Origin of the sequence: Streptomyces achromogenes subsp. achromogenes (genome assembly GCF_000720835.1) — a bacterium.
Classification (GTDB): Bacteria; Actinomycetota; Actinomycetes; order Streptomycetales; family Streptomycetaceae; genus Streptomyces; species Streptomyces achromogenes.
In genome coordinates, this window is the sequence record NZ_JODT01000012.1 from 113,124 (window position 1) to 138,772 (window position 25,649).

A 25,649-nucleotide genomic window follows, 5' to 3' on the forward strand; every position below is an offset into this window, starting at 1 on the left:
CTCGTACGGTGCGGTGCCATGACCGTCCTCGTGCGTGACCTGCGCCCCGATGTCCCGGCCGACGCGGAGGGCTTCGCCCGGGTACGCCGCCTCGCGCTGCCGTACATCCTGTTCACCCCGGACTCGGTGCGGCACACGGCCGCCCATGTCCATCCCGCCGCCCGTTTCCGGCCGCTCGTCGCGGAGGAGGACGGCGAGATCATCGGCACGGCGCAGGTCCACCTGCTCCACGACAGCCCCGAGCCGGGCCAGGGCGCGCTGAACATCTACGTCCGCCCGGACCGGACCGGGCGCGGGGCCGGCCGGCTGCTGGCGCGCGTCGCCGAGGAGTACCTGGCGGACCTGGGCGCGACCCGGCTGCTGGCCTGGGCCCTGGACGAGCCGGGCAACCGGGCCTTCGCCGAGCGGCACGGCTACCGGCCGGGCCGCGGCGCGCACTTCCTCCGGCTCGACCTGGCGCACGGCACCCTGCCGCCGCTGCCCGGGATCCCGCCCGGGGTCGAGTTGCGCACGGCCGCCGACTTCGCGGCCGATCCCCGGCCGCTGTTCGAGCTGGACGCGGAGACGGTGCGCGACGAACCGGGCGATGTGGACACCGAGTTCACGGACTACGACGCCTGGGTGGAGGAGGTCTGGCACCACCCGCTGCTGAACCGGGAGCTGACCGTGGTGGCCTGTGCCGACGGCCGGCCGGTCGCCTTCACCGTGGCCTACACCGACGGCGGCACCCGCTACTCGACGGCGATGACCGGCACCGTCCGCGCCCACCGCGGCCGCGGCCTGGCCAAGCTCGTCAAGGCCCACTCCCTGCACCGGGCCCGTGCCGCCGGCATCACCGAGGCGTTCACGGGCAACGACACCGGGAACGGTCCCATGCTCGCGATCAACAACTGGCTCGGGTACGAATTCCGGGCGCGCGAGGTGCGCTACATCCGCGAACTGGGCTGAGCGGGTCACACCGTGGCCACCACCGCGTACCGCTCGTCGTCCACCTCCTTGCCCCACAGCGCGCGGTGCCCGGACAGTCGCTCCACGCGCACGCGCGAGGCCAGCGGCTCCAGCAGGGCGGTGAGCCGCGCGGCGGGTATGCCGACCGGGGTGAGGGTTCCCCACACACCCTCGATCAGCACGATCCGGCCTCCGGGGCGCAGCAGGTCCCGCCAGTGCCGCAGCGCCCCGGCGGGGTCCGGCAGGGCCCACAGCACATGGCGGACCAGGACCGCGTCGAAGCGCCGCTCCCCCACCGGCGGGGCCGCCGCGTCCCCGCGCAGGATCTCGGCCGTGTGCCCGGCGAGCTTGGCGCGGGCCCGTTCGACCATCGCCGGGGACCGGTCGACGGCCGTCACCCGGTGTCCCTGCTCGACGGCGAGGAGCGAGAGGCTGCCGGTGCCGCAGCCGAGGTCGAGCAGGTCGGCGGGGTGGCCGGGAAGCCAGGCGCGCAGCCGCTCCGCCCAGGCCGCGCGCACCTCGGGGTCGCGCAGTCCGTGATCCGGCTCGTCGTCGAATCCGGCGGCCAGCGCATCCCAGTCCGCTTCCGGGGCACCAGCACCCCTGTGCGTGTTCTCGCTCTTCATGCCCAGAGGGTGACACACGCCACTGACAGTACGGACGTGACAGCCACCACTGACAAACCAGTACCGATGAGGAAATCTCCCGGAAAACGTCTACCTCCGTGACAACACGGAACCCGGTAGCCACGAAGGAGGCAGCGATGCGCCGCATGACCGTGCAGAAGAAGCCCCTGAAGCGGACGGACAGCCGCCGGATGTCCGAGGAGGCGGAAGAGACCCCGGCGGGACGGCCGGAGGTGCGCAAGGACATAGCGCGCACCTGGTGGCCCGACGCCTGACCCGAGGGCGGTTCAGTGCAGCAGCTTGCGGTTCAGTCCAGCAGCTTGCGGTAGTGGACGCGGTCGTAGGGGCCGTCGACCCGGCGGGCCACGACCTCGTAGCCGTAGCGCGGATAGATCTTCTGGTTCTCCCACATCATCGCGTTCGTATAGAGCCTGATCTCGCCCAGCCCGAGCGCACGCGCGCGTGCGTCGACGAAGCGCAGCAGGCGGCGTCCGACACCCGTGCCGTGGACGCGGGGGTGGACGGCGACGCTGTCCAGGAAGAGATGGTCGGCGAACGCCTCGACCACCACCAGCCCGACGACGGGTTCGCCGGTGACGAACACCTTGCCGGCGGCCACGTCCGCCGCGTGGTCGGCCTCCATGGGCTGGGGCACGACCCCGATGCGCTCGATGTAGTGGTGGTACGCCGCGTCCGTCACCGCCCGTACGGCGGGCACGTCCCGTGCGCCGGCCGGCCGGACCTGTTCCGTGCCGGTGTCACCTTGCGTGCCGGTGTCGCCTTCCATACCGCCGTGGCCCTTGTCGATCATGTGGCGCACGCTATCTGTCTGAGCTGAGTCTGAGCACTCCCTTAAGCGGAGCATAAGGATCTCCTCCGACGGCTCCCGACGGGCGTTCCGGCGCCGGCCCGGGGCTAACGTCGGATCACCCACGGACCGTTCGGAGGAGTTCCGCATGCCCAGCAGCCGCAAGGCCACCGCGTCCGCCGTCACCGTCGCCGCGCTCGGCCTGAGCGTGCTCACCACGTGGCCCGCGTCCGCGCACGGCACGATGGGCGACCCGGTCAGCCGGGTCGCGCAGTGCTACGCGGAAGGCCCGGAGAGCCCGGAGTCGGCCGCGTGCGAGGCGGCCGTGGCGGCGGGCGGCACGCAGGCCCTGTACGACTGGAACGGCATCCGGATCGGTGACGTGGCCGGGCGGCACCGGGAGTCGATCCCGGACGGCCGGCTGTGCAGCGCGGGCAACGAGGAGTTCAAGGGGCTCGACCTGGCCCGCGCCGACTGGCCGGCGACGCGCGTGCACGGCGGGTCGTACACGTTCAAGTACCGGGTGACCGCGCCGCACAAGGGCACGTTCACCGTGTATGCCACGAAGCCGGGGTACGACCCGGTGAAGCGACTGGCCTGGGCCGACCTGGATCTGGAGCACCCGGTGGCGCAGGTCACCGACCCCGTCGCGGCGGGCGGCTTCTACTCCTTCACCGGCACCCTGCCCGAGCGGTCCGGCCGGCATCTGCTGTACGCGGTGTGGCAGCGCTCGGACAGCCCGGAGGCGTTCTACTCCTGCTCGGACGTCGACTTCGGCGGCGCCGGCGGCGGCAGCGCTCCGGTGCCGAGCGCGTCCGCGCCCTCCGAGGAGCAGATCGCGGCCGGTGCCGACAAGTCGACGATCGAGCACCACGGGCACGGGGACGACGACGCGCGCACGTCGGCGGAGCCGACCGCCGCCGTCCCGGCGAACGCGGAACCGACCGCCGCCGGCCCGGCGGAGCAGCCTCCCGCACCACCGGCCAACCAGCCGGAAGCGGACGGGAGTTCGGTGCACCTCGCCGAGACGGGCGCGCCCGCCGGCACCTCCACCCTCGCTATCGGCGGCGCGGCGGCGCTGGCGGTCGGCTCGGCCGCGCTGTTCCTGTCGGTGCGGCGGCGCGCGGCGGGCGGCGGCCGGCGCCGGTGAGGCTCCGGGGCCTGTCCGGCGGCTCAGACCGGACAGGCCCCGGCGACGGCTCAGCCGAGGGCCGAGGCGCAGGTGGTGGCGGTGGCGTGGGCCGGATCGAGGGCGTTGGCCACCTCGTGGAAGGCGATCCGGTCGAACAGGCCGATCGCGAGGTGCTCGGACAGGTCGAGCGGGCAGAGGTCCTGGAGCAGGACGTTGCGGACGCCCGCACCGCTCAGGTACTGGGTGCGCCAGGGGGTGACCACCTCGTCGTACCGGGTGGCGATGACGGTGTAGCGCACGCCGGGGACGGTGTCGCCGCCCGCGTTGAGCCTGGTGAGGAAGTCGGAGCCGACGATCTGGTCGGCGAGGCCGGGGGTGGCGGCGTCGAGCAGGTCCTCGGCGCCGGGGAAGTACGGCAGCAGGTTGGTGAGGCCGTCCAGGTCGGTGCCGTGGTTGTCGGGGGCGATGCCGACGAGGGCGTGCACCTTGGCCGCTCCGCCGAGGAACTTCAGGTAGTAGCGGGGCATCATGCCGCCCTGGGAGTGGCCGACCAGGTCGGCCTCGGCGGCTCCGGTCGCGGTGAGCACCTTGTCGACGAAGGCGGACAGTTGCGCGGCCGACTTGTCGATGGGGCCGAGGCCGTGGAAGAGGGGCACCCCGGGAAGCTCGCCGTAGTCGAGGGAGTAGACGCAGTACCCGCGGCTCGTGAGGTACGGGGCGAGGCCGAGCCAGTTGTCGACCGAGTTGCCGAAGGTCCCGTGGACGAGGACGACGGGCCGGGGATGGGCGGCGGACGGCTTGCACGCGTAGTCGTTCCAGCCGCTGCTCGTCGCGGCGGTGCCGGAGGCACTGGCGGTGGCGGCCGGTACGACGGCGGCGGCGACGGCGAGCAGAAGCGCGGCGAGCGGTCTGACCACTCGCTTCCAGGGCAGCATCGTGTGATCTCCTTGCGGCTCAAGGGGAGGTGCACGGCCCACCCTGTGATCCGGATCACGGGATGCTGTTCACTCGTCAAGTTACGGTCGAGTAGTCCAACTGTGAAGTTACGCGGCAGTAAAAACTTGCAGCGCTAACCAGCCGGGAGCGCGCGGCGGGCGGGAGTCACGCCGCCAAGGCGCCCGGGAACACCGCCTGGGGGCCGAACTTCGCTCGGACCCGGTCTGCGGTTTCCTCGATGCGGCGGGTCTTTTCGTCCACCGGGTCGAAGGTGAGCTGGTGGGCGGCCTGGTCGGCGGGGGTCAGGTCCTCGGCGCGCAGGGCGAGCGCGCGGACCCGGGCGCGTTGCAGGCCCAGCGCCTCGTACATGCCGTAGGCCGTCCGCGTCAGGGCCGCCGAGTGCGCGGTCGGCTCCTTCAGGGCGCGGCCTCGCGTGGTGGCGGACCGGTCGGCGTAGCGCACGGTGAGGGTCAGGGTGCGGCAGACCTTCTCCACCGCGCGCAGCCGGGCGCCGATCTCCTCGGCGGCCGACAGCAGCGCCCTGCGGTGCCGGTCGGGGTCCAACTCGTCGAGGGGGAAGGTCCGTTCCGTCACCAGTGAGCGGGAGACGGCGTTCGGGACGACCCGGCCGCGGTCGATTCCGCTCGCCTTCTCCCGCAGTTCCCGGCCCGCCCGCGCCCCGATCAGCCGCTGGAGCGTGGACAGCGGCGCGGCGGCGACCCGGCCCAGGGTGTCCAGGCCGTACTCGTCCAGGGTGCGGGCGGTCGCCGCGCCGACGCCGGGCAGCGCGGTGACGGGCTTGCCGGCGAGGAACTCGGCGACGGCGTCCGCCGGCACCGCGCGGGTCACCCCGGGCCGGGCCTCGCGCAGCGCCACCCGGGCCAGCATCGGGCCCGGCCCGGCGCCGATCGCGCAGTCGACGCCGTACCGGGCGAGGGCCCGTACCCGGATCACCGAGGCCAGCTCCACCGCGTCACGCCCGAAGTACCGCTCGGCGCCGCGCAGATCGGCCAGCGCGCCGTCCGGCGGCAGCGCCTGCACCACCGGGGTGAACTCCTCCAGCAACCCGAGCAGCCCCGGCAGGGCCGCCTCGTACATCGGCGGCAGCTGGAAACGTACGCAGAGAATGGTCATCCCGCACTCCCCGGACTCTGGTGCCACAACTTCCGTATCGCCGCGGGACCTCGCGCGGCGTCCTCACCCGCGGGCCGCAGATCGGCCCAGGGGTGCAGCTCGTACCCGGTGGGCATGCGGATCGTCCGGTCCGCCGGCGGGTCCCGGTCCGCCCCCGGGTCGCGGGCCGCCATCGGGTCGCGGGCCGCGGAGCCGGCCGGTGCGGGCAGCCCCTCGGAGCCGGCGACCCGGGCCCGGAACGGACCGTCGCCGCCCTTCGCCGGTGTCCCGTCCGCGCCGGCCGGCGCGGCCAGCCGGGCCGCGACCCCGTCGAGCCCCTCCGCGCGCCGCACCTCCACCAGGTCGGCGAGGTTCCAGGCGGCGGAGCCGACCACGCTGAGGCTGCGCGGGCCGCGCCGCTGCACCACCCCGCGCACCAGCAGCAGCCAGGAGTGGAAGACGGTGTGGGCGCAGGCGTCGTGGGAGTCGTCGAAGAAGGCCAGGTCCACCAGCCCCGTGCCGTCGTCCAGGGTGGAGAAGATGACCCGCTTGCCGGAGCGGACGGGAGGAGTCTGGGTGGCCGCCTTGGCGCCCGCGACCAGCACGGTCTCCCCGTGCCGGGCCGTGCGCAGCCGGCGCGCGGAGACCACGCCCAGCTCGGTGAGAAACTCCCGGTGGTCGTCCATGAGATTGCGCGAGGCGTCCATGGACAGCACGCCCAGCTCGGCGCTGAGCCGCTCCTCGGGGGTCAGGTCCGGCAGCCCGGCCGGCGCGGTCTTCCGGCCGCCGGCCAGGGGGAGCTGGCCACCGCCGCCGCCCCGGGCCCCCCGGTGCAGCTCGGACAGGTGCAGTTGCAGATCGCGCCGGTTGGCGCCGAAGGCGTCCAGCGCGCCCACCTGGGCGAGCCGCTGGGCCAGCGGGCGGCTCGGCCGGGCCCGCTCCCAGAAGTCCACCAGTGAGGAGTACGGCTGCCCGTCCGCGATCCGCCGCGCCTCGGCCTCGCTGATGCCGTGGACGTCGCACAGCGCCAGCCGCAGCCCCCACCCCTTCGAATCAGACACCAGTTCGATCCGATGGGCGGCCCCGGAGACGTTCACGTCCAGCGGCAGGATCGGCACCCCGCGCCGCCGGGCGTCGGCCAGCAGCAGCCGCTTCGGGTACATCCCCGGGTCGTGGGTGAGCAGCCCGGCGTAGAAGGCGGCCGGGTGATGGGCCTTCAGCCACGCCGACTGGTAGGTGGGCACGGCGAAGGCGACGGCGTGCGCCTTGCAGAAGCCGTACGACCCGAAGGCCTCCACGATCTCCCAGGTCCGTCCGATCGTCTCCGCGTCGTATCCCCGGGCCGCCGCCCGCTGGGCGAACCACACCCGGATCCGGCCCTGCGAGTCGGGATCGGACAGCCCGCGCCGCACCCGGTCGGCCTCGCCCCGCCCGCAGCCGGTCATGATGGCGACGATGTCGATGACCTGCTCGTGGAAGACGACGACCCCGTACGTCCCCTTCAGCGGCTCCGCCAGGTCCGGGTGCGGATAGCGCACCGGCGCCCGTCCGTGCCGGGCCTCGATGAACGGCCGCACCATGTCGGCGGCGACGGGGCCGGGCCGGAACAGCGAGATGTCCACGACCAGGTCGTGGAAGGTGCTGGGCTGGAGCCGCCCCACCAGGTCCCGCTGGCCGGGCGACTCGATCTGGAAGCAGCCGAGCGTCTCGGCGGACCGGATCAGCCGGTAGGTCTCCGGGTCGCCGGGCTCCACCGCGTCCAGGTCGATCCGCTCCCCGGTGGCCCGCTCCACCTCGGCGACCGCGTGCGCCATCGCCGACTGCATCCGCACCCCCAGGACGTCCAGCTTGAGCAGCCCGAGGTCCTCCACGTCCTCCTTGTCGAACTGCGCCATGGGCAGTCCCTCGCCGCTGGTCGGCACCACCGGCGTACGGGCGGGCAGGGAGGCGTCGGACAGCAGCACCCCGCACGGGTGCATGGCGACCCCGCGCGGCAGCGCGTCGAGCGCCTCGACCAGCTCCCACAGCCTGCCGTACTTCTCCTTCTCCCCGGCGAGCCGCCGCAGTTCGGGCAGTTCCGCCAGGGCCGCGCGGGCGTCGCGCGCCCGGATGTGCGGGAAGGACTTGGCGATCCGGTCGATCTCGGCCGGGTCCATGGACAGCGCGGCGCCCACGTCCCGGATGGCGTGCCGGACCCGGTAGGTCTCCGGCATGGCGACGGTCGCGACCCGCTCGGTGCCGAACCGGCCGATGATCGCCCGGTAGACCTCCAGCCGCCGCGCGGACTCCACGTCGATGTCGATGTCCGGCAGCACCACCCGCTCCTTGGACAGGAAGCGTTCCATCAGCAGCCCGTGCTCGACCGGGTCGGCGTGCGCGATCCCGAGCAGGTGGTTGACGAGCGACCCGGCCCCGGAACCGCGGGCGGCCACCCGGATGCCCATCGCCCGTACGTCGTCGACCACCTGGGCGACCGTCAGGAAGTAGGAGGCGAAGCCGTGGTGGGCGATGATGTCCAGCTCGTGGTGCACGCGTTCCCAGTACGCGCGCCGTCCACCGTAGCCGAGCCGCAGCATGCCCGCCGCCGCCCGCGAGGCGAGCGCCCGCTGGGCGGTGCGCCGGCCGGCGCCGACGAGGTGCGGCTCGGGGAAGTGCACGCTGCCCAGGCCCAGGTCGTCCTCGGGGTCGACCCGGCACTCGGCGGCGGTGACCCGGGTCTGCTCCAGCAGCCGGTGGGCGGCCTGCCGCCGGAATCCGGCGGCCTCCACGATCCGCTCGGCGGCGTCCAGCATGGCCGGGGCGTCCTTCAGCCAGGCCTCGCCGGAGTCCAGCTCGCCCCGGGGGTCGATGGGCACCAGGCGCCGGGCGGCGTCCAGCACGTCGGCCACCGGTCCCTGCCCGGGGTCGGCGTACCGGACGGCGTTGCTGAGCACCGGCCGCACCCCCTGCTCGGCGGCGAACCCGACGGTACGGGCCGCCAGCCGCAGCGAGCCGGGGCCGGTGCCGGTACGGCCGTGCCAGACGGCCTCCAGCCGCAGCGCGTCGCCGTACACCTCGCGCCACGGGGCCAGCAGGGCCGCCGCCCGGTCGGGCCGGCCGGCGGCGAGCGCCCGCCCCACGTCCGAGTCCGGTCCGAGCAGCACCACCAGCGCGTCGCCCTGGTTGCCGGCCCACGGCAGCAGCGGGGTCCCGCCGCCCGCGTGCGCCGCGGTGACGAGCCGGCACAGGCCGGCCCAGCCGCGGGCGCCGCCGGCGGCGAGGAAGGTCACCCGGGGGTCCGACTCGTCCAGGAAGGCGCCGCCGCGCACCGGGCTGCGGCGCTTGTCGCGGCGTACGGGCTCCCTCGGCGCCACCGCCAGGTCCACCCCGAACAGCGGGCGGACGCCCGCCCCGGCGCAGGCCTTGGCGAAGCGCACGGCACCGGCGAGGGTGTCGCGGTCGGTCAGGGCGAGGGCGTCCATGCCCCGCTCCGCGGCGCGCTCGGCCAGCCGCTCCGGGTGGGACGCCCCGTACCTCAGGGAGAACCCGGAGACGGTGTGCAGATGCGCGAAGCCCGGCACACCCACCTCCCGCACACGTGAGCCCCGAAAACGACTCTCGAACATCAGTTCCCTACTGCTCTCCCCACCATACCTCCATTCCCGAACATGTGTACGACACCCGTTCGACCGCCTCCGACCTGCGCAAACGCGCCGCGATCCCACGACGAAGCCCCCGCACGCCGGGGCGTGCGGGGGCCGGGCCGGTCCGGGCGGGGGCGTCAGAAGACGTGCACCCCGTAGGCGCTCAGCGCCTCGGTGACCGGCTGGAAGAACGTCGTGCCGCCGGAGGTGCAGTCGCCGCTGCCGCCGGAGGTCAGGCCGTAGGCGACGGTGCCGCCGTACAGCGGGCCGCCGGAGTCGCCGGGCTCGGCGCACACGGTGGTCTGGATCAGGCCGGAGACGATGTCGCCGCCGCCGTAGTTGACCGTGGCGTTGAGCGCGGTGACCCGGCCGCTGTGCGTGCCGGTCGTGGAGCCGCGCCGGTAGACGGTCGTGCCCACCGACGGCGTGGCCGCGCTGGCGATGTCCTGGCTGCCCACGGCGCCCGACTTGGTCACCGAGCTGTTGGTGTAGCGCACGAGGCCGTAGTCGTTGCCGGGGAAGCTGGACCCGGCCGTGGTGCCGAGCGTGGTGGTGTGCGAGGAGTTCGACCACCAGGTGCCCGCGCCGTCGGTGCAGTGCCCGGCGGTCAGGAAGTAGTAGTTGCCGCTGGAGTCCTGGACGTTGAAGCCCAGCGAGCAGCGCCAGCTGCTCGCGTAGATGGCGTCGCCGCCGGAGATCAGCTTGTTGAACTTGCCCGGCGTGTGCTTGATCACCAGGGCGTCCGCGCCGGCCCCGGCCTGCTTCTTGATCTTGGCGATCTCGGCCGGGGACACCGTGCTGTCGACGGTGACGACGACACGGTTGGTCTTGGCGTCCACCGCCCAGGCCGTGCCGGGGACGTCGGCCTTGAGGACGGAGTCGCTCGCCCGGGTGAGCTGGGTGGCGCTGAAGGTGTGGGCGTCACTGGCGTTCGCGGTGGGGACGGCGAACGCCGCCGCGGCGAGGAAGCCCGCGGCCACGGCCGTCAGCCGGGTCCGTCTTGTGATGCCGCCGCGGGGAGTGGTGCGCTTGATCCTCACTTTTCGTTCCCTCCAAGGGAAGTCGGGGGCCCGCGTGGGGTCGGGGCCCGTGAGGCGCAGCCAGGAGCCCGACCGGGTTGCGATGTACATGCCCCTGACAAGCGCTGGGGTGGAGTATTCGGCCGAACGGCCGGTCGGCACAAGGGTGCCTTTCGGCCGTCGGCCCGGAACCACCCGAACGCGCGCGAGACACCACCGGGCCGGCCCCGCGCCCCCGGGGCGGGACCGGCCGGCGCGCCGCGGCTCAGCTCAGCCGGCGCTCCCCCGCCTCCACCGCCACGTCCAGCGTGTTGCCGGGGGCCGGCAGGGGGCAGATGAAGTGGTCGGCGAAGGCGCACGGCGGGAGCTGTGCGCGGTTGAAGTCGACGGTCACGCGCCCCTCGGCATCCGGCGCCGCCGGGAAGAGGAAGCGGAACCGGAAGCTGGTGTCGCCGCTGGTGGCGTCGGCGAACACCGCCCACAGGCCGCCGTCCGCCCGCCGCGCGACCTTCAGCGTCCGTTCCCGGCCGGCCAGCGGGAAGACCAGCTCACCGGCGAGCTCGAAGCCGCGCTCGCGGCCGTCGGCGTTGCCGAGCCGGATGGTGCGGGCGGAGTCGTACGGCGTGAACCGGCCCGGCACCGACCAGCGGGGGTCGTAGGGGGCGGCCTCGATGCCCCGGAAGGCCCGCCGGGCGGCGGCGGAGGGGTCGTACACCCGTACCCCCCACACGCCCTCGCGCACCAGGACGACCAGCCGCTTCTCCCCCAGCGCGACCCGTGCCCCGGCCTCCGGGCCGCTGTCGGCGGCCAGCCGGGTCTCGCCCGCGAAGGGCCGGCCGGCGACGGTGAGGCCGTCGGCCTCGACGGCGGTGAGCACCACTCCGTCCGGCTCCGCCACCCACTTCCCGGGAATGTCCGGAAGTCGACCATCCGGATAGTCCTCGATCCAGTGTGTCGCGGTCAGCGCGAGCGGCCCGTAGGGCGCCGAGACGCTCTCCACCCGCTCCTCGTGCCACTGCTTCCAGGCGTCGGACGCGTCCGTCGTCATCTCCTCGGTTCCTTTCCTCATGTCATCCGTCGTCATCCGTCGTCCCTCCCGGCACCCCGAGATGGGAGCGGAGCGTGTCGCCCCGGTATTCCGTGCGGAAGGCGGAGCGCTCCTGGAGCAGCGGCACCACCCGGTCCACGAACTCCTCCAGCCCGTCCGGGAGCTGCGGGGCCAGCAGGAAGCCGTCGGCGGCCCCCTCCTCGGCGTACCGGTGCAGTTCGGCGGCGACCGTGCCGGGCGTGCCGACGAAGGACTGCCGGCCGCTCGCCTCGATCACGGTCTCCCGCAGGGAGAGCCCCTTGTCCTCGGCCAGCGCACGCCAGCGCTCGGCGAGCGCGCGCGTACGGCGGTCCCGGGCGCGGGGTTCGCTCCGGGGCAACGGGCCGTCGGGGTCGTATCCGGACAGGTCCCTACCCCAGACCCGCTCCACCGCGCACAGCGCGTGAAGCGGAGTGATGAGCCGCCGTCTGATCCCGGCGGCCCGCTCCTGCGCCTCGGCCGCGGTGTCCCCGAGGACGACGGTGATCCGGGACATCACCTTCAGGTCCCCGGGGGCGCGGCCGTACGCCGCGAGCCGCCGTTTGACGTCGGTGTAGCGGGCGCGGGCCGGCTCCGCCGGGGCGTGCCGGACGAGGAGCACGTCGGCCCCGGCCGCGGCCGGCTCCCGGGCCCGCTCGGACTCCCCGGACCGGATCACCACGGGGTGGCCCTGGGGTGAGCGGGGCAGCCCGAACCCGCCCGCGATGTCGAAGTGCCGGCCCCGGTGGACGAACGGCCGGGGCACCCCCTCGGGGGTCCAGGAGTCCCATAACCTCCGTGCCGCGAGGACGAGTTCGGCGGCCCGGCCGTACGGGTCCGGGTGCCCGGCGAAGCGCCGGCCGTCACCGGTGCCGGGGTCCGCCGAGACCGCCACCCGCCAGCCCGCCCGGCCCGCGCTCAAGTGGTCCAGGGTGGCCAGCCTGCGGGCGAGTTCGTACGGCTGGGCGCGGGCGGCGTTCACGGTGGCGGCGAGGCCGAGCCGGGTGGTGACCCCGGCGAGCGCGTTCAGTACGGCGACCGGCTCCGGCCCGCCGGCCGGCGCCGGCTCGTGCGGCCGTCCCCGGTGCTCGGGCAGCGGCGGCTCCTCGTCCAGCAGCAGGAAGTCGAACAGGCCGCGCTCGGCGGTGCCGGCGAGCCGCTCGTAGGAGGCGAACGCCATCCGGGACCCGGCGCGGGTACCGGCCCACACGGCGTCGGGCCCCAGGCCGGCCGGGTCGTCGGCGCCCCCGTCGGGCCGGCCCGCACCCGGTGGCGCGGCCGCCAGGTGCAGCTGTCGTACGGTCATGACGCCCTCCGGGACACGGCCGGCGCCCCGGACGCGGCGTACCGGCCCGCGGGCCGGGCCAGGCCCAGGTGCTCGCGCAGGGTGCTGCCCGGGTAGAAGGTGCGGAACAGACCGCGGTGCTGGAGCAGCGCCACCGTGCCGTTGACCAGCCGCTCCAGGTCCCGGCGCGGTTCGACCGGGACGAAGTGGAAGCCGTCGGTGACGCCCTCGGCGTGCCAGGAGGCCACCAGCTCCGCGAGGTCGACGGGGCCGCCCCGGTACAGCGGCCCGTGCACGGTGGGGCGCGGCCCGCCACCCCCGTGGCCGGGTTCGGCGGCGTGTTCACCGTCGCCGAGGTCCACCAGCAGGCTCACCAGCACCCGCAGCGTGTCCGGGTCCCGTCCGAAGGCCCGCGCCTGCTCCCGCAGCCGGTCCCGTACGCCCGCGGCCTGGGCGGGTGAGGCCGCCCGGACCAGGGCGACGTCGGCGTGCCGGGCGGCGACCGCGCAGGCGTGGGCGTCGGTGGCGTCGACCACGCGGACCGGGTGGCCCTGCGGCGGCCGGGGCACGGTCGAGGGCCCCTGGACCGAGAAGCCGGTGCCGGTGAAGTCGACGCGGTGCACCCGGTCGCCGTCCAGGAAGCGGCCGGTGGCCTCGTCCCGGATCTCGGCGTCGTCCTCCCAGCTGTCCCACAGCCGCGCGGCCACGTCGGCCACCTCGTCCGCCTTCCGCCACAGGGCGTCGGCGGGGGCCGTGTGCCGGCGGCCGAACAGCCGGGCCTCGTCCTCGGTGACGGACACGTCGATCCGCCAGCCGGCCCGGCCCCGGCCGACCCAGTCCAGGGTGGCCACGGCGGCCTGCACCCACAAAGGCTCGGTGTGGGTGGTGGTGACCGTCGGCACCAGTCCGATCCGCCGGGTCGCGGGCGCCACCCGGCACAGCACGCCGAGCGCGTCGGGGCCGGGCCGGGCGAAGGAGTCGTCCAGCGTCACGAAGTCCAGCCCGCCGCCCTCGGCGAGCCGGGCCAGAGCGGCGAAGGCCCCGCCGTCGAACTCCCCCGGCAGATCGAGCGCGGCGGCGAGATGCACCAGCCCCCTCATGCCGGCCCCTCCCCCTGCACGTGCCGTTCCACCCTCACGTGCCGTTCCACCCTCACAGCACCTTCGCCAGGAACGTCCGGGTCCGCTCCTCGCGGGGCGCGCCCAGCACCTGCTCCGGGGTCCCCTGTTCCACGATCCGGCCGTCGGCCATGAAGACCACCGTGTCGGCGACCTCGCGGGCGAACGCGATCTCGTGGGTGACGACGATCATCGTGGTGCCCTGCGCCGCCAGGTCCCGGATGACGTCCAGCACCTCTCCCACCAGCTCGGGATCGAGCGCGGACGTCGGCTCGTCGAACAGCAGCAGTCTGGGCTCCAGCGCGAGCGCCCGCGCGATGGCCACCCGCTGCTGCTGTCCGCCGGACAGCTGGCGCGGATAGGCACCGGCCTTGTCGGCGAGCCCGACCCGCTCCAGCAGCCGGAGCGCGGTCTCCTCCGCCGCCTTCCGGGGCCGCTTCAGCGCGGACACCGGCGCCTCGGTGACGTTCTCCAGGACGGTGAGGTGCGGGAAGAGGTTGAAGTTCTGGAAGACGAACCCGATCCGGGTGCGCTGCCGCAGCACCTCGCGCTCGGACAGTTCGTGCAGCTTGTTCCCGGAGCGCCGGTAGCCCATCAGCGCGCCGTCCACGCTGATCTCGCCCCGGTCCACCTTCTCCAGGTGGTTGATGGTGCGCAGCAGGGTGGACTTGCCGGAGCCGGAGGGGCCGAGCACGACGGTGACCTCACCGGTGCGCACCTGGAGGTCGATGCCCTTGAGCACGTCGAGCGAGCCGAAGCTCTTGTACACCGACCGGATGTCGACCATGACGCTCATCGCGTGAGTTCCTTTGCTTGGGGGGCGGCGTCGGGGGCTGCCTGTGAGTTGAGGAAGAAGAGCGCCGCCCGGGCGGTCGCGTCGTTCTGCCGGAACGCGGGGCCGCCGGTGCGCGGCCGGGTGAACGCGCCGGGGGCGCGGACGTCGGTGTACGGGCCGAGGGCGAACCGCCGGGGGTGCGGGCGCCCGGCGGTGTCCAGGATCCGGCCGTCGCCGGGGTCGGTGCGGAGCAGTCCGTCGGGGGTCTCGGCGGCGCCGTCGGCGCGCAGCGCGCGCAGCAGGCCGTCCCGGGTCCGGCCGACGGCGGGGTCGGGCAGCCGGGCCTCCACCAGGGCCCGGGCGGTGACGGAGAAGCCCGGCACGGTGGGGCTGGCGGCCCGGAACACCCCGTCCTCGGCGGTGACGGTCATGTCCGCCCCGACGAACCGGAGCAGCCCGGCCCGGGACAGCGCGAGCATCTGCCGCAACCGGGGGCCGGGCGGTCCGGACGCCAGGTAGCTGAAGAACCCGTGCCACCAGGGCCCGATGTCGCCGAGCCGCACCAGTTGCCCGTAGACGGAGAGCAGTCCGAGGAAGACGGCCAGGTCGGGGCTGTGGGCGGGGTCGTGACGGCGGCGCAGGTCGGCCTCGATGTAGTCCCGCAGCCCGTCCTGGAAGGCGTCGTGCGAGGCGTACCGCACGCCCTCCAGCGGGTGGTCGAGCGCGGCCAGGTCGAGCCGGTCGGCGGGGTCGGGCACGGCGGCGGCGACCAGCGCCCGCAGTTCGGCGGGGCCGTCGGCCGTCGCGTACTTCTCCTCGAAGTCCGGCCAGGCCATCGCCGTACGCCCGGGGTGGGCGGTGAACAGCCGGTGGTAGTGGGCGAAGCCCAGCTCCTTCTCGACCAGCGGCCACACATCGCGCCGGAAGTCCGGGCCGCCGGGCCGGGCCAGCAGGGCGTCCACCTCGGCGGGGCCGAAGAAGCGGGGCAGCGGCGGCCGGTCGCCCGCGAGGTCGTAGCCGATCTTCGAGTGGTACGGCACTCCGCGCCGGGAGCCGACGTAGAGCACCGGCTCCCGCCCCGAGGGCAGATACGTTTCCCCCTCGTACCGTCCGCCGCGGCCCTCGGTGAGCAGCACCATCAGGTCGACGAATGCCAGTCCGAAGCCGCGGACGAGGACGGGTTCGCCGGGTCGCAGCGCGGACAGGTCGCTGTCGGCGGTGAAGTCGGGCGGCAGGTGCACCAGGCCGTGCCGGCGGGCGTAGGCGGCCAGCGCGGCCTGCTCGTCGTCGGGTTCGGCGTCCAGGTGGCCGAGGGCGAGGATCACCAGGTCGGCCGGGAGCGGGTGCGGCCGGCCGTCGAGCCACACCTGCTGGCGGCCCTCGCGGGGTCCGCTGATCCTGAGGGCGCGCCGGGGGTGGTGGTGGACGGTGACGTTCGGCGGCAGGGCGGCCCGGGCCTGTTCGTAGACCCAGCGCAGATACTGGCCCTGGAGCCGGCGGTCGGGGAAGACGCGGCCGTCGAGTCCGGCCCACTCGTGCAGGGTGGGGCCCGGGCGCACCGGGCCGTCCATGGCCACCGTGTCGTCGGTGAACATGGTGACGTCCTCGGCGTGCGAGTTCATCCACAGCAGCGGGGACTGCTCCTGGCGCCATATGCGTCCGCCGCCCGGCGGGTGGGGGTCGACCAGGTGGATGTCCAGGCCCTCGCCCGCGTACAGGGCGGGCGCGTTGGCGGCGAGGCGCTCGAGGACGCCGGTCCCCCGCGGCCCGGCCCCGACGATCACCAGCTGCTGCCTCATCGGGTCCGCTCCGTGCCGCGCGCGTAGCGCTTCTCCACGTAGTACTGGCCGACGCCGAGCAGCGAGGTGACCACGGCGTACCAGAGGGTGGCGACCATCAGCAGCGGGATCACCTGGTAGGTGCGGTGGTAGACCAACTGGGCGGAGAACAACAGGTCGTTGACGGCGATGATGCTGACGATCGAGGTGCCCTTGAGGGTGCCGATCAGCATGTTGGCGGCGGGCGGCACGATGGAGCGCATCGCCTGCGGCAGCACGATCCGCCACCAGCGCCGTCCGGGGCTCAGTCCGAGCGCCTGGGCGGCCTCGATCTGCCCGCGGTCGACGGAGAGGATGCCGCCGCGGACGACCTCGGCGGCGTAGGCGGCCTCGTGCAGGGTGAGGCCGACGATCGCGACGGCGACCGGGCTGAGCAGGTCGACGGTCTTCACGCCGAAGACCTGCGGGTACAGCGCCCCGATGTTGAACCACAGCAGCAGCTGCACCAGGATCGGGATGGACCGGAACAGCCATACGTAGCCCCAGGCGACCGCCCGCAGCACGGGGTTGGCGGACAGCCGGAACGCGGCGAGCAGGGTGCCGAGGGCGAAGCCGAGGGCCATCACCACGGCGGTCAGCCACAGGGTGAGCCACAGTCCGCGCAGGATGGCGTCCGAGGTGAAGTAGTCGGCGACGACGTCCCATTGGAACGCCTTGTTGCGCAGGACGGAGTTGACGGCGAACCCGAGCAGCACGAGGACGGCGACGGCCGCCGTCCACTGGCCCAGGCGGCGCCGCGGCACGATCCGCGGGGCGTCGGCGAGGTCGGGTGTCTTGGCCGGGGTGGGGACTTGGGCGAGGGTGTCGGATGACATGCGAAGGCTCCGTGACGCGTGAATCGTCGGAACGAAGGTGATGCCTTCACACGGGCGCGCCGCGCGGCGCGGATACGGCCGAGCCCCTCAGCAGGGCCGTATGCCGAGAGTACGGGGCCGTTTCGGTCCGCTGTCAAGGCTGTCCATACTGTGAGCCGTACATCTCAAGTCAGTTGACGCGGAACCGGATGCCTGTTCCACTTGGCCCATGCATCCACAGCAGTGGCTGGTCACCCGCTCCCACATCGACTTCGGTCGCGTGTGGTCCTCTTCCTGTTGAGCTGACCCCCTGCGCGCGCCCGCCGTTCCGGCGGGCCTCCTCGCGTTCTCTTGCTCCTTCCCCCGCCTTCACACGCGCCCCCTCCCCTCGCGTTTGTGCATATCCGTCTGCTCTCAGGAGACCGCTGACCGATGCGTACGCCCATTTTTCGGTATGTCATGCCCTTTACCGCCATCACATCGGCCGCCCTGCTGCTCACCGCCTGCGGTTCCGGTTCCGGCGGTACGGGCGGTACGGACGCCTCGGGAGTGGCGGCCAAGAACGCCGGGATACCCACCACCGACGTCGTCTCCGCCATCCGGAAGGACCCGGCCGCGGCGAGGCTGCTGCCCGCCGGCACCACGAGCCTGACCGTCGCCCTCAGCGTCGGCGGCACCCCGCCCGGCACCGCCTACCTGGGCGACGGCAAGACCCTGACCGGCCAGGACGTCGACTTCACCCAGGCCGTGGCCCGGGTGCTCGGCCTCAAGCTGAAGGTGGAGCAGGCGAGCTTCGACGCGATCCTGCCCGCCCTGGACAGCGGCAAGTACGACTTCGGCGCCAGCAACTTCGGCGTCACCGACGAGCGCCGCAAGACCGTCGACTTCGTCACCTACGTCAACGACGGCCAGGGCTTCGCCACCCGCAAGGACAGCGAGCTCACGAAGGTCACCGACCTGAAGCAGCTGTGCGGGCTGAACGTGGCGACGGGCGCCGGCACCACCTTCGAGGCCACGCTGGAGCGGAACAAGCACCTGTGCTCCGAGGCGGGCAAGAAGGCGTACCAGGTGCAGACCTACAGCGAGCCGAGCGCGGTGTGGTCCTCGCTCCAGCAGGGCCGCAGCGATGTGGTGATGTCCACGATCAACGGCCTGCGCTACGCCGTCACCCATCAGGGGGGTCTGAAGTTCCTCAACGAGTACCACCGCCTGGACGTCGGCTTCGCCTTCAAGAAGGGGTCGAAACTGGCACCGGCCTTCCAGGCGGCCGTCAACAAGCTGCTCTCCGACGGCTCCTACGAGCGGATTCTCAAGAAGTGGGGGACGACCGGCTCGGCGATCAAGGAGTCCCGCATCAGCCCGCCGGAACAGAGCGGCTGAACCGGTCAACTCACGGCCTGACGGGCCCCGGCGACCGGCCGGGGCCCGTCTGAGTGTCTGTCAGGATCACCCGGACGCACCTCTTCTCACCCGTCCGCCGCGAACAATCATATTTCACTCTCAGTCAGCAGCGGTGTGACTCACGGCCCTTGGGGCACAAGGACTCTCGACGGATCCGCTGTGCACCAGTACCGTCACAAACCCCCCGCGCGGCGTCTATCCACTTGGCGCGCCGTCCGCATCATGGATGACCATAGGGATGCGGAAAGCAAGAAGGACCGCTGTGAGAGGAGGCGTCCATGGGATCGGTACGCAAGGCGAGTGCATGGCTCGGCCTCGTCGACGACAACGATGACGAGCGCTATTACGACGACGACTACTCCGAGGGCACCGAGACCGGGGACGCCTGGGTCACCGACCCGCGCGTGCGGGTGGCCACGGACACCGCCGAGGACAAGGGCCGCCGGATCGGCACGGTGACCCCGGACAGCTTCCGGGACGCCCGCGCCATCGGCGAGCTGTTCCGGGACGGCGTCCCGGTCATCATGAACCTCACCAACATGGAGCCCGGCGACGCCAAGCGGGTCGTGGACTTCGCGGCCGGGCTGATCTTCGGGCTGCGCGGCTCGATCGACCGCGTGTCCAACCGCGTGTTCCTGCTCACCCCGGCCGACACGGAGATCATCAGCGGCGAGGCGTCCGCGCACCGCTCCGACGGCTTCTTCAACCAGAGCTGAGGCAGGGCCGCTCACCGGCCCCGCCCTGCCAGGGGGCTCACCGGAAGGCGTCCAGCCCGGTGAGCGCCTTGCCCAGCACCAGCTGGTGCATCTCGACGGTGCCCTCGTAGGTGAGCACCGACTCCAGATTGGTCGCGTGCCGCATCACCGGGTACTCCAGGGAGATCCCGTTGGCACCGAGGATCGTCCGCGCCGTACGGCAGATCTCGATGGCCTCGCGGACGTTGTTGAGTTTCCCGAAGCTGACCTGTTCCGGACGCAGCCGCCCGGCGTCCATCCGCCGCCCCAGATGGTGGGCGAGCAGAATACCCTTGTGCAGTTCCACGGCCATGTCGGCGAGCTTGGCCTGGGTGAGCTGGAAGCCGCCGATGGGCCGCCCGAACTGCTCCCGCGTCCTCGCGTAGTCCAGGGCCGCCTCGAAGCTGCTGCGCGCGGCGCCCATCGCGCCCCACACGATGCCGTAGCGGGCGTGCGAGAGACAGCTGAGCGGTCCGCGCAGCCCGGTGACCTCCGGCAGCACGGCGCCGGCGGGCAGCCGTACGTCGTCCAGGACCAGTTCGCTGGTGACGGAGGCGCGCAGGGACCACTTGTGCTTGATCTCCGGCGCCGAGAAGCCGGGGCTGTCGGTGGGCACGACGAAGCCGCGGATGCCCTCCTCGGTCTGCGCCCAGACCACGGCCACCCCGGCGACCGAGCCGTTGGTGATCCACATCTTGCGGCCATTGAGGATCCAGTCTCCCCCACCGTCGCGCTTGGCGTGGGTGCGCATCGACGCGGGGTCGGAGCCGTGGTCCGGCTCGGTCAGCCCGAAGCAGCCGATCACCTCGCCGGCCGCCATGCGCGGCAGCCACCGCTGCTTCTGCTCCTCGCTGCCGAACCGGTGGATGGCGTACATCGCCAGGGAACCCTGCACGGAGACCAGCGACCGGATGCCCGAGTCGGCCGCCTCCAGCTCCAGGCAGGCCAGCCCGTACTGCACGGCGCTCGCGCCCGCGCAGCCGTACCCGGTGAGCGACATGCCGAGGGCGCCGATCGCGCCCAGTTCGCGGGCGAGGTCCCGGATGCCGGGCAGCTCGCCCTTCTCGTACCAGTCGGCGACGTACGGCAGGACGCGGTCGGCCGCCCAGCCGCGGACCGTGTCCCGGATCGCCAGGTCCTCCGGTTCCAGCAGATCGTCGATGCCGAGCGGGTCGGCGGCATCGAACGGGGGCAGCTTCGCGGACGCGGACATGGGACACCCTCCGGGACGGAAACGCGACAAAACTAGCACCGCTAGTTACGGCTCTCCGGCCGACGTTACGGCGGAGCGTCCCCCACGTCCAGAGCGGACCGGCAGGGTGTCGCGCACGTCGGGGCAGCTCGGGGCGCAACCCGGGTCAGGCGGTGACCCGGGGTTTGCCGGCGGCCGGCTCCGCCTCCCGGGGGGCCGGCAGCTCCACCTCCGCGCCACCCGGTTCCTCGCCGCACTGCATGACCCACGGCAGCCGCAGCGCCAGCACCGCGCCCAGCAGCAACAACCCCGCGCTCACCAGCAGCGTCACATGCAGCCCGTGCACGAAGGAGTCGCGCGCCGCCCGGCGCAGCGCGGCCCCGGCGCCCCCGCCGAGCCGGCCGGACACCTCGTAGGCCTCGCCGAGCGAGTGGCCCGCCGCCTCCGCCGCGGACCGGGGCACGCCGGGCACCGAGCGGAGCCCCGGGGCGTAGGCCGCGTTCATCACGCTGCCCAGCAGCGCGATGCCGATGCCCGCGCCGAGCTGGTACGACGTCTCGCCGATCGCCGCCGCGCCCCCCGCCTGGCCGGCCGGGGCCTCGCTCAGCATCGACTCGTAGGCGCCGAAGAGGGTGGTCTCCAGGCCGAAGCCCAGCAGCACGAACCCGGCCAGCAACAGCGGCGGGTCGTCGGTGCCGCCCATCGCGGTCAGGGTCAGCACCGCGGCGGCCGTCAGACAGAACCCGGCGCACACCATCCGGCGCGGCCCGAAGCGGCGCAGCACCCGGGCGCCCGCCAGGCCCGCCGCCATCGCCGCGACGGTCAGCGGCAGCAGCCTCAGGCCGGTCTGCAGCGGGGACAGCCCGAGCACCAGTTGCAGGTACTGGGCGGCGACCAGCTCCAGGCCGACCAGCGCGAGCATGGCCAGCACGATGCAGCCCACCGAGGTGCCGAACGCGGGCCGGGTGAACATCCGCAGCTCCACCAGCGGGTGCGGGTGCCGCCGCTGGCGCCGTACGAAGAGGAAGAGGAGGGCAACGCCGGCCAGCAGGGGCAGCACGGTGAGCGGGCTCGCCGCCGCCTCACCGCCGCCGAGCCGCTTCACCCCGAGGACGGTGCCGAAGAGCCCGCCCGCCGCGAGCAGCGCGCCGGTCACGTCCCAGGGTCCGCCGTCCGTGCCCCGCGACTCCGGCAGCAGCATCCGGCCCACCGGAAGACTGACCAGCATCAACGGGATGTTGACCAGGAAGACCGAACCCCACCAGAAGTGCTCCAGCAGGAACCCGCCGAGCAGCGGTCCGACCGCCGCGCCGACCGCCGCCACCGCGCTCCACACGCCGATGGCGAGGGCGCGCTCCCGCCGGTCGGGGAAGACCTGCCGGAGGATCGACAGGGTCGCCGGCATGATCATCGCGCCGCCGGCGCCGAGCAGCGCGCGGGCGAGGACGAGCATCGGCGCGCTCCAGGCGAACGCGGCCAGGGCGGAGGCGATGCCGAAGAGGCCGTAGCCGAGCAGCAGCACCCGTCTGCGGCCGATCCGGTCTCCCAGGGTGCCGAAGAGGATCAGCAGCGAGGCGCAGACCAGCGGATAGACGTCGACGATCCACAGCAGTTCCACGGCGCCGGGCCGGAGGTCCTCGGTGACGGCGGGAACCGCGACGTGCAGCACGGTGGCGTCGAGGGCGACGAGCAGCAGGCTCACGCACAGGACGACGAGGACGACCCACCGGTCGGCACCGGCCCCGGCCGCCCGACGATGCCGCCCTACGGCAGCCGTGGTCGTCCCGGACATGTACGTACCTCCCAGATGATCCCTCGCGCGGGGCGGACCGACGGGGTGGAGACTGCCCGTCGTACGGCCGGAAGCGAGCGGTGTCTCCGGCCCGCGCGGACCCACGCGAGTGACTCGTCAGCGTACGCGAGTCGGCCGTGCGGACACGTGGCGGACCTCTCACACGCGTGAGGCAACCCGTGTGGCGTACCGCACGTCCCCGTCCCTCGACCGCGACCCGGCGGCCGGTCCGGTGCACGGCGCGGTCGATAATCGAGCCCGTGAGCGATCTTGAAACGCGCGTGGTCCCGGCCCGCGCCCCTCTCCCGCGCCGGGCGGCCCCGGCCCTGCTGGGCTACGCGGCGGTCCGCGCCCTGGGGCTGGCGGTGCTGGCGGGGTGGAGCGCGGCGCGCGGCAAGAGCGCGTACACGCTGCTGACCGCGCGCTGGGACTCGCTGTGGTACACGCGGGTCGCCGAGCTGGGCTACGGCTACGAGGTGCGGCTGCCGAACGGGGACGTCCACTCCAACCTGGCGTTCTTCCCGCTGCTGCCCTGGCTGGAGCGGCTGCTGCACGCCGTCGCCCCGCTGTCGTACGCGGACGCGGGGTTCGTGGTGAGCCTGCTGGCCTCGCTCGCCGCCGCGGCCGGGATCTTCGCCGTCGCGGACCGGCTGTACGGGCCCCGGGCCGGCTTCTTCGCGGTGCTGCTGTGGGCGGTGCTGCCGGTCGGGATCGTGCAGTCGATGGCGTACAGCGAGTCGCTGTTCACGGCGCTGGCGGCCTGGTCCCTCTACGCGGTGCTGACCGGGCGATGGGTGAGCGCGGGGGTGCTCGCGGCGCTGGCGGGGCTGACCCGGCCGGTGGGGGCGGCGGTGGTCGCCGCGGTGTGGACGGCGGGCGTGATCTCGTTCGTGCGAGAGCGAAGCGCACGGCACGCGCCGGGCGCACACCCCGACGCCCACGCCCCCGGCGCACACGGACCCGATGCCCACGCCCCCGGTGCGCCCGTTGTGGCACCGGCCGGCTCGTCCGCGTCCGGCGCCCCCGCCTGGCGGCGCGTGCTCGGCATGCTGCTCGCCCCGCTCGGGGCCGCCGGGTACGTCCTGTGGGTCGGCCGGCGCACCGGCGCGGGCCCGCTCGGCTATCTGGACGTCCAGGCCGGTTGGCGCAACGGCTTCGACGGCGGCTACGCCTTCGCCCGCTTCGTGGCGGGCCGGTTCACGTCCTTCCCGTCCGCCCTCGCCGGCCTCGGCCTGACCGCCGGCGTGGCCCTGCTGATCTGGCTGTACGTCACCTGTGTGCGCGGGCGCCAGCCGGCCGCGCTGCTGGTGTACACGGGCGTCGTCCTGGCCCTCGCCCTGTGCGCGTCGAGCTACTTCGGTTCCAAGCCACGGCTGCTGATGCCCGCCTTCCCCCTGCTGCTGCCGCTCGCCCGCGCCCTGGCCCGGTCGCGGCCCCGGGTCGCGGCCCTGGTCACGGCCGCGCTGGCGGGCGCGGCGGCGGTCTACGGGGCGTTCTGGCTGAACGGTTCCGGGCCGCCGTGATCGACTCCGCCGGCCCGGTGACGTCCGGGAGAATTCCACGCCAGGACCGGGTTAACGCATTCATAAGCGCCATATAAACAACACCCGGCGTGATCAAAGGAATTGGCCCGATCGGTCTCCCCGGATTGCGGAATCGCGGGAATTCTGGCCGCCCTTGAGAGGTTTCCCACATCACATCGTCATCACAAAGACGCAGTTTCGACCGGGAACACCGCTCACTCGCTGTAACGTCGATTGGGTGCGTACCGAACGAAACCTCACCCGGCGTCTGGACCGGGTGTTCGCCAGACTGGACCGGGAGCCGGAACGACCGGCCCACATCGATATGCCGCGGATGAGCCGGCACCGGGTCGTGCTGTTCTCGGCGACCCTGGCCTTCTACCTGGCGATCGTGTGGGCCGTCGTGACCACCTCCTGGCTCGTCCGGCTGGACTGGCAGGTCATGTTCTTCCGGCCGTACCAGCAGTGGCCGGAGATCCACGCGTTCCTCGACTACTACGTGGTGCTGGGCCAGCGCGGCCCCACCGCCGTGATGGTCGCGGCCTGGCTCGGCTGGCGCTCCTGGCGGCAGCACACCGTGCGCCCGCTGCTCACCCTCGCCACCTCGCTGCTGCTGCTGAACGTCACCGTCGGCGCCGCCAAGATCGGCATGGGACGGCTCGGCCCGCACTACGCCACCGCGATCGGCTCGAACGAGATGGGCCTGGGCGGCGATATATTCCCCAGCGGCCACACCGCCAACGCGGTCGTCACCTGGGGCATCCTGGCCTATCTGGCCTCCACCCCGAGAGCGCGCCGCTGGCTGTCGGCCCTCTCCGCGGTCACCTCGCTCGGCGTCGGCCTCACCACCGTCTACCTCGGTACGCACTGGCTGAGCGACGTGTTGCTGGGCTGGGCCGCCGGCCTGCTGATCCTGCTCGCCCTGCCCTGGTTCGAGCCGCTGATCGCCAAGGCCGAACTGTGGCTGTTCGACCTGCGCGACCGCTGGCGCGACCGCCGCCGCCGGCCCGCACCCGAACCCGTGGTCCCGGTCGCGCCGGTCGCGCTCCGGCCGCTCGGCACCCCGGCGGAGCAGCCGGCCCCGGCCCGTGAACCGGTCTCCCCGACCCGGGCCTCCCGGGGCCTGGCGCACCTGGCACCGGGACCGCACACCACCCGGTCGGAGCGCACCCCGGTCACCCCGGTGGGCAGCCGGCGCCCGCCGCACGCCGACCGCCTCCCGCGCGGCACGAGCCAGCCGGCCCGCCCCCTGACGGGCGGCTGACGAAGGGTCGGACGACGGGGCCCGGTACGCACCACCTCCCCCGCGCCGACGGCGAAGGCCCCGCTCCTGGGACAGGAGCGGGGCCTTCGCCGTACCGGCGCCGGGCGGGTCACCCCCGCCAGGCCCGGCTCACCCGGCCGTCCTGTACCTCGAAGTTCAGCCGTCCGGGCCGGTACTCCATGGTGATGATCGCACCCGGCGGCAGCGACCGTACCGTGGTCCAGCCGCGCCGCCGGGCGAGCCGTTCGGCGTGGGCGGCGTCCAGGCCGACGTACCCGTCCGGATTGTCCTGGGGCTCCGCTGGCGGAGTGGGAATCGGTGCCATACGGCCACGCTAGCCGGGTCCGGCCGGACAGGAGAAGCGGCCGTCCCCGGTCACATCTCCGTCACAGCTTCCGGACCCGGGTTTTGTCCGAAGTCCGTCACACGTGCGGGGGGTTTCCGTTCGGCTTACCGGGGTAATCGAACAGAATTCACGCGTGTCGGACGGCGCCTTCGAATTCCGCGGCGGAAAGTGCCGCAGTGGGGATCGGGGCGGACCCGGGGCGCGATTCCCCGCGCAATCCGGTGCGGTGCCACGGCATCTGACGCCACATGGGAAATTCACGGATCCAGCGCGACCGCCGGCCGCGTCCCGCCCCGGCGCACGGCCCGGCGGGCGA

General features: G+C 73.5%; 22 protein-coding genes. 7 read left to right on the forward strand and 15 right to left on the reverse strand.

The window, feature by feature from the left end; genetic code table 11:
* The first annotated feature begins 18 nt into the window (after window positions 1–18).
* Complete coding sequence (locus IH25_RS0114180; RefSeq protein WP_030608549.1) at window positions 19–948, forward strand: GNAT family N-acetyltransferase; 930 nt, start codon at window positions 19–21, stop codon at window positions 946–948.
* Window positions 949–953: 5 nt separating this feature from the next.
* On the opposite strand, the gene IH25_RS0114185 is transcribed toward IH25_RS0114180, so the two are convergent.
* Window positions 954–1,574 carry a class I SAM-dependent methyltransferase gene (locus IH25_RS0114185; protein WP_030608552.1) on the reverse strand — a complete coding sequence of 207 codons (621 nt, stop codon included), beginning with the start codon at window positions 1,572–1,574 and terminating at the stop codon, window positions 954–956.
* A 137-nt stretch (window positions 1,575–1,711) separates the two neighbouring features.
* Between IH25_RS0114185 and IH25_RS40655 the strand changes: the two genes are divergently transcribed.
* Window positions 1,712–1,849: a hypothetical protein gene (locus IH25_RS40655; protein WP_107058380.1), complete on the forward strand. Its 138-nt coding sequence runs from the start codon at window positions 1,712–1,714 to the stop codon at window positions 1,847–1,849.
* A 32-nt stretch (window positions 1,850–1,881) separates the two neighbouring features.
* Here the strand turns inward: IH25_RS40655 and IH25_RS0114195 are convergent, their stop codons facing one another.
* Window positions 1,882–2,361 carry a GNAT family N-acetyltransferase gene (locus IH25_RS0114195; RefSeq protein ID WP_051753926.1) on the reverse strand — a complete coding sequence of 160 codons (480 nt, stop codon included), beginning with the start codon at window positions 2,359–2,361 and terminating at the stop codon, window positions 1,882–1,884.
* A gap of 169 nt (window positions 2,362–2,530) precedes the next feature.
* Between IH25_RS0114195 and IH25_RS0114200 the strand changes: the two genes are divergently transcribed.
* Window positions 2,531–3,532, forward strand: a complete 1,002-nt coding sequence (locus IH25_RS0114200) for a lytic polysaccharide monooxygenase auxiliary activity family 9 protein (RefSeq protein WP_030608590.1) — start codon at window positions 2,531–2,533, stop codon at window positions 3,530–3,532.
* Between the two features lie 50 nt (window positions 3,533–3,582).
* Here IH25_RS0114200 and IH25_RS0114205 read toward each other — a convergent pair whose 3' ends face one another.
* The 10 genes from IH25_RS0114205 to IH25_RS0114250 form a co-directional block, all read right to left on the reverse strand.
* A complete protein-coding gene (locus IH25_RS0114205; protein ID WP_030608609.1) occupies window positions 3,583–4,449 on the reverse strand; it encodes an esterase/lipase family protein in 867 nt (288 codons plus the stop codon).
* 166 nt (window positions 4,450–4,615) lie between these two features.
* Window positions 4,616–5,584 (reverse strand): DNA polymerase Y family protein, encoded by a 969-nt coding sequence (locus IH25_RS0114210; protein WP_030608622.1) that lies wholly within the window; start codon window positions 5,582–5,584, stop codon window positions 4,616–4,618.
* Window positions 5,581–9,123: a DNA polymerase III subunit alpha gene (locus IH25_RS0114215; protein WP_030608625.1), complete on the reverse strand. Its 3,543-nt coding sequence runs from the start codon at window positions 9,121–9,123 to the stop codon at window positions 5,581–5,583. The genes IH25_RS0114210 and IH25_RS0114215 overlap by 4 nt, the downstream gene beginning before the upstream one ends.
* A 200-nt stretch (window positions 9,124–9,323) precedes the next feature.
* A complete protein-coding gene (locus IH25_RS0114220) occupies window positions 9,324–10,226 on the reverse strand; it encodes a S1 family peptidase (protein ID WP_030608628.1) in 903 nt (300 codons plus the stop codon).
* A gap of 244 nt (window positions 10,227–10,470) precedes the next feature.
* Window positions 10,471–11,253 (reverse strand): DUF1684 domain-containing protein, encoded by a 783-nt coding sequence (locus tag IH25_RS0114225; RefSeq protein WP_030608631.1) that lies wholly within the window; start codon window positions 11,251–11,253, stop codon window positions 10,471–10,473.
* A gap of 22 nt (window positions 11,254–11,275) precedes the next feature.
* Window positions 11,276–12,577, reverse strand: a complete 1,302-nt coding sequence (locus IH25_RS0114230) for an NtaA/DmoA family FMN-dependent monooxygenase (protein WP_030608634.1) — start codon at window positions 12,575–12,577, stop codon at window positions 11,276–11,278.
* The gene (locus tag IH25_RS0114235) at window positions 12,574–13,656 is read right to left on the reverse strand and encodes an LLM class flavin-dependent oxidoreductase (RefSeq protein ID WP_030608637.1); all 1,083 of its coding nucleotides are present in this window, start codon (window positions 13,654–13,656) and stop codon (window positions 12,574–12,576) included. The genes IH25_RS0114230 and IH25_RS0114235 overlap by 4 nt, the downstream gene beginning before the upstream one ends.
* A gap of 52 nt (window positions 13,657–13,708) precedes the next feature.
* A complete protein-coding gene (locus IH25_RS0114240) occupies window positions 13,709–14,470 on the reverse strand; it encodes an amino acid ABC transporter ATP-binding protein (protein WP_030608640.1) in 762 nt (253 codons plus the stop codon).
* Window positions 14,467–16,248, reverse strand: a complete 1,782-nt coding sequence (locus tag IH25_RS0114245; RefSeq protein WP_030608643.1) for an FAD/NAD(P)-binding protein — start codon at window positions 16,246–16,248, stop codon at window positions 14,467–14,469. Before IH25_RS0114245 ends, IH25_RS0114240 begins: the two co-directional genes overlap by 4 nt.
* Window positions 16,245–17,102 (reverse strand): amino acid ABC transporter permease, encoded by an 858-nt coding sequence (locus IH25_RS0114250; protein WP_030608645.1) that lies wholly within the window; start codon window positions 17,100–17,102, stop codon window positions 16,245–16,247. The genes IH25_RS0114245 and IH25_RS0114250 overlap by 4 nt, the downstream gene beginning before the upstream one ends.
* Window positions 17,103–17,540: 438 nt before the next feature.
* Between IH25_RS0114250 and IH25_RS0114255 the strand changes: the two genes are divergently transcribed.
* Entirely contained in the window at window positions 17,541–18,461 is a 921-nt protein-coding gene (locus IH25_RS0114255) for an ABC transporter substrate-binding protein (protein WP_037654926.1), read from the forward strand.
* A 299-nt stretch (window positions 18,462–18,760) separates the two neighbouring features.
* Window positions 18,761–19,198 (forward strand): cell division protein SepF, encoded by a 438-nt coding sequence (locus IH25_RS0114260; protein ID WP_030608651.1) that lies wholly within the window; start codon window positions 18,761–18,763, stop codon window positions 19,196–19,198.
* A gap of 37 nt (window positions 19,199–19,235) precedes the next feature.
* Here IH25_RS0114260 and IH25_RS0114265 read toward each other — a convergent pair whose 3' ends face one another.
* The gene (locus IH25_RS0114265) at window positions 19,236–20,429 is read right to left on the reverse strand and encodes an acyl-CoA dehydrogenase family protein (protein ID WP_030608654.1); all 1,194 of its coding nucleotides are present in this window, start codon (window positions 20,427–20,429) and stop codon (window positions 19,236–19,238) included.
* A 145-nt stretch (window positions 20,430–20,574) separates the two neighbouring features.
* Complete coding sequence (locus tag IH25_RS0114270) at window positions 20,575–22,200, reverse strand: MFS transporter (RefSeq protein ID WP_030608657.1); 1,626 nt, start codon at window positions 22,198–22,200, stop codon at window positions 20,575–20,577.
* A gap of 260 nt (window positions 22,201–22,460) precedes the next feature.
* Here IH25_RS0114270 and IH25_RS0114275 point away from each other — a divergent pair, with 260 nt between their 5' ends.
* On the forward strand, window positions 22,461–23,723 hold the full coding sequence (locus tag IH25_RS0114275; RefSeq protein ID WP_030608660.1) for a glycosyltransferase family 39 protein: 1,263 nt from the start codon (window positions 22,461–22,463) through the stop codon (window positions 23,721–23,723).
* A gap of 238 nt (window positions 23,724–23,961) precedes the next feature.
* Window positions 23,962–24,987, forward strand: a complete 1,026-nt coding sequence (locus IH25_RS0114280; RefSeq protein ID WP_030608663.1) for a phosphatase PAP2 family protein — start codon at window positions 23,962–23,964, stop codon at window positions 24,985–24,987.
* A 109-nt stretch (window positions 24,988–25,096) separates the two neighbouring features.
* Here the strand turns inward: IH25_RS0114280 and IH25_RS0114285 are convergent, their stop codons facing one another.
* Window positions 25,097–25,312: an I78 family peptidase inhibitor gene (locus IH25_RS0114285; protein ID WP_030608666.1), complete on the reverse strand. Its 216-nt coding sequence runs from the start codon at window positions 25,310–25,312 to the stop codon at window positions 25,097–25,099.
* Window positions 25,313–25,649 lie beyond the last annotated feature (337 nt).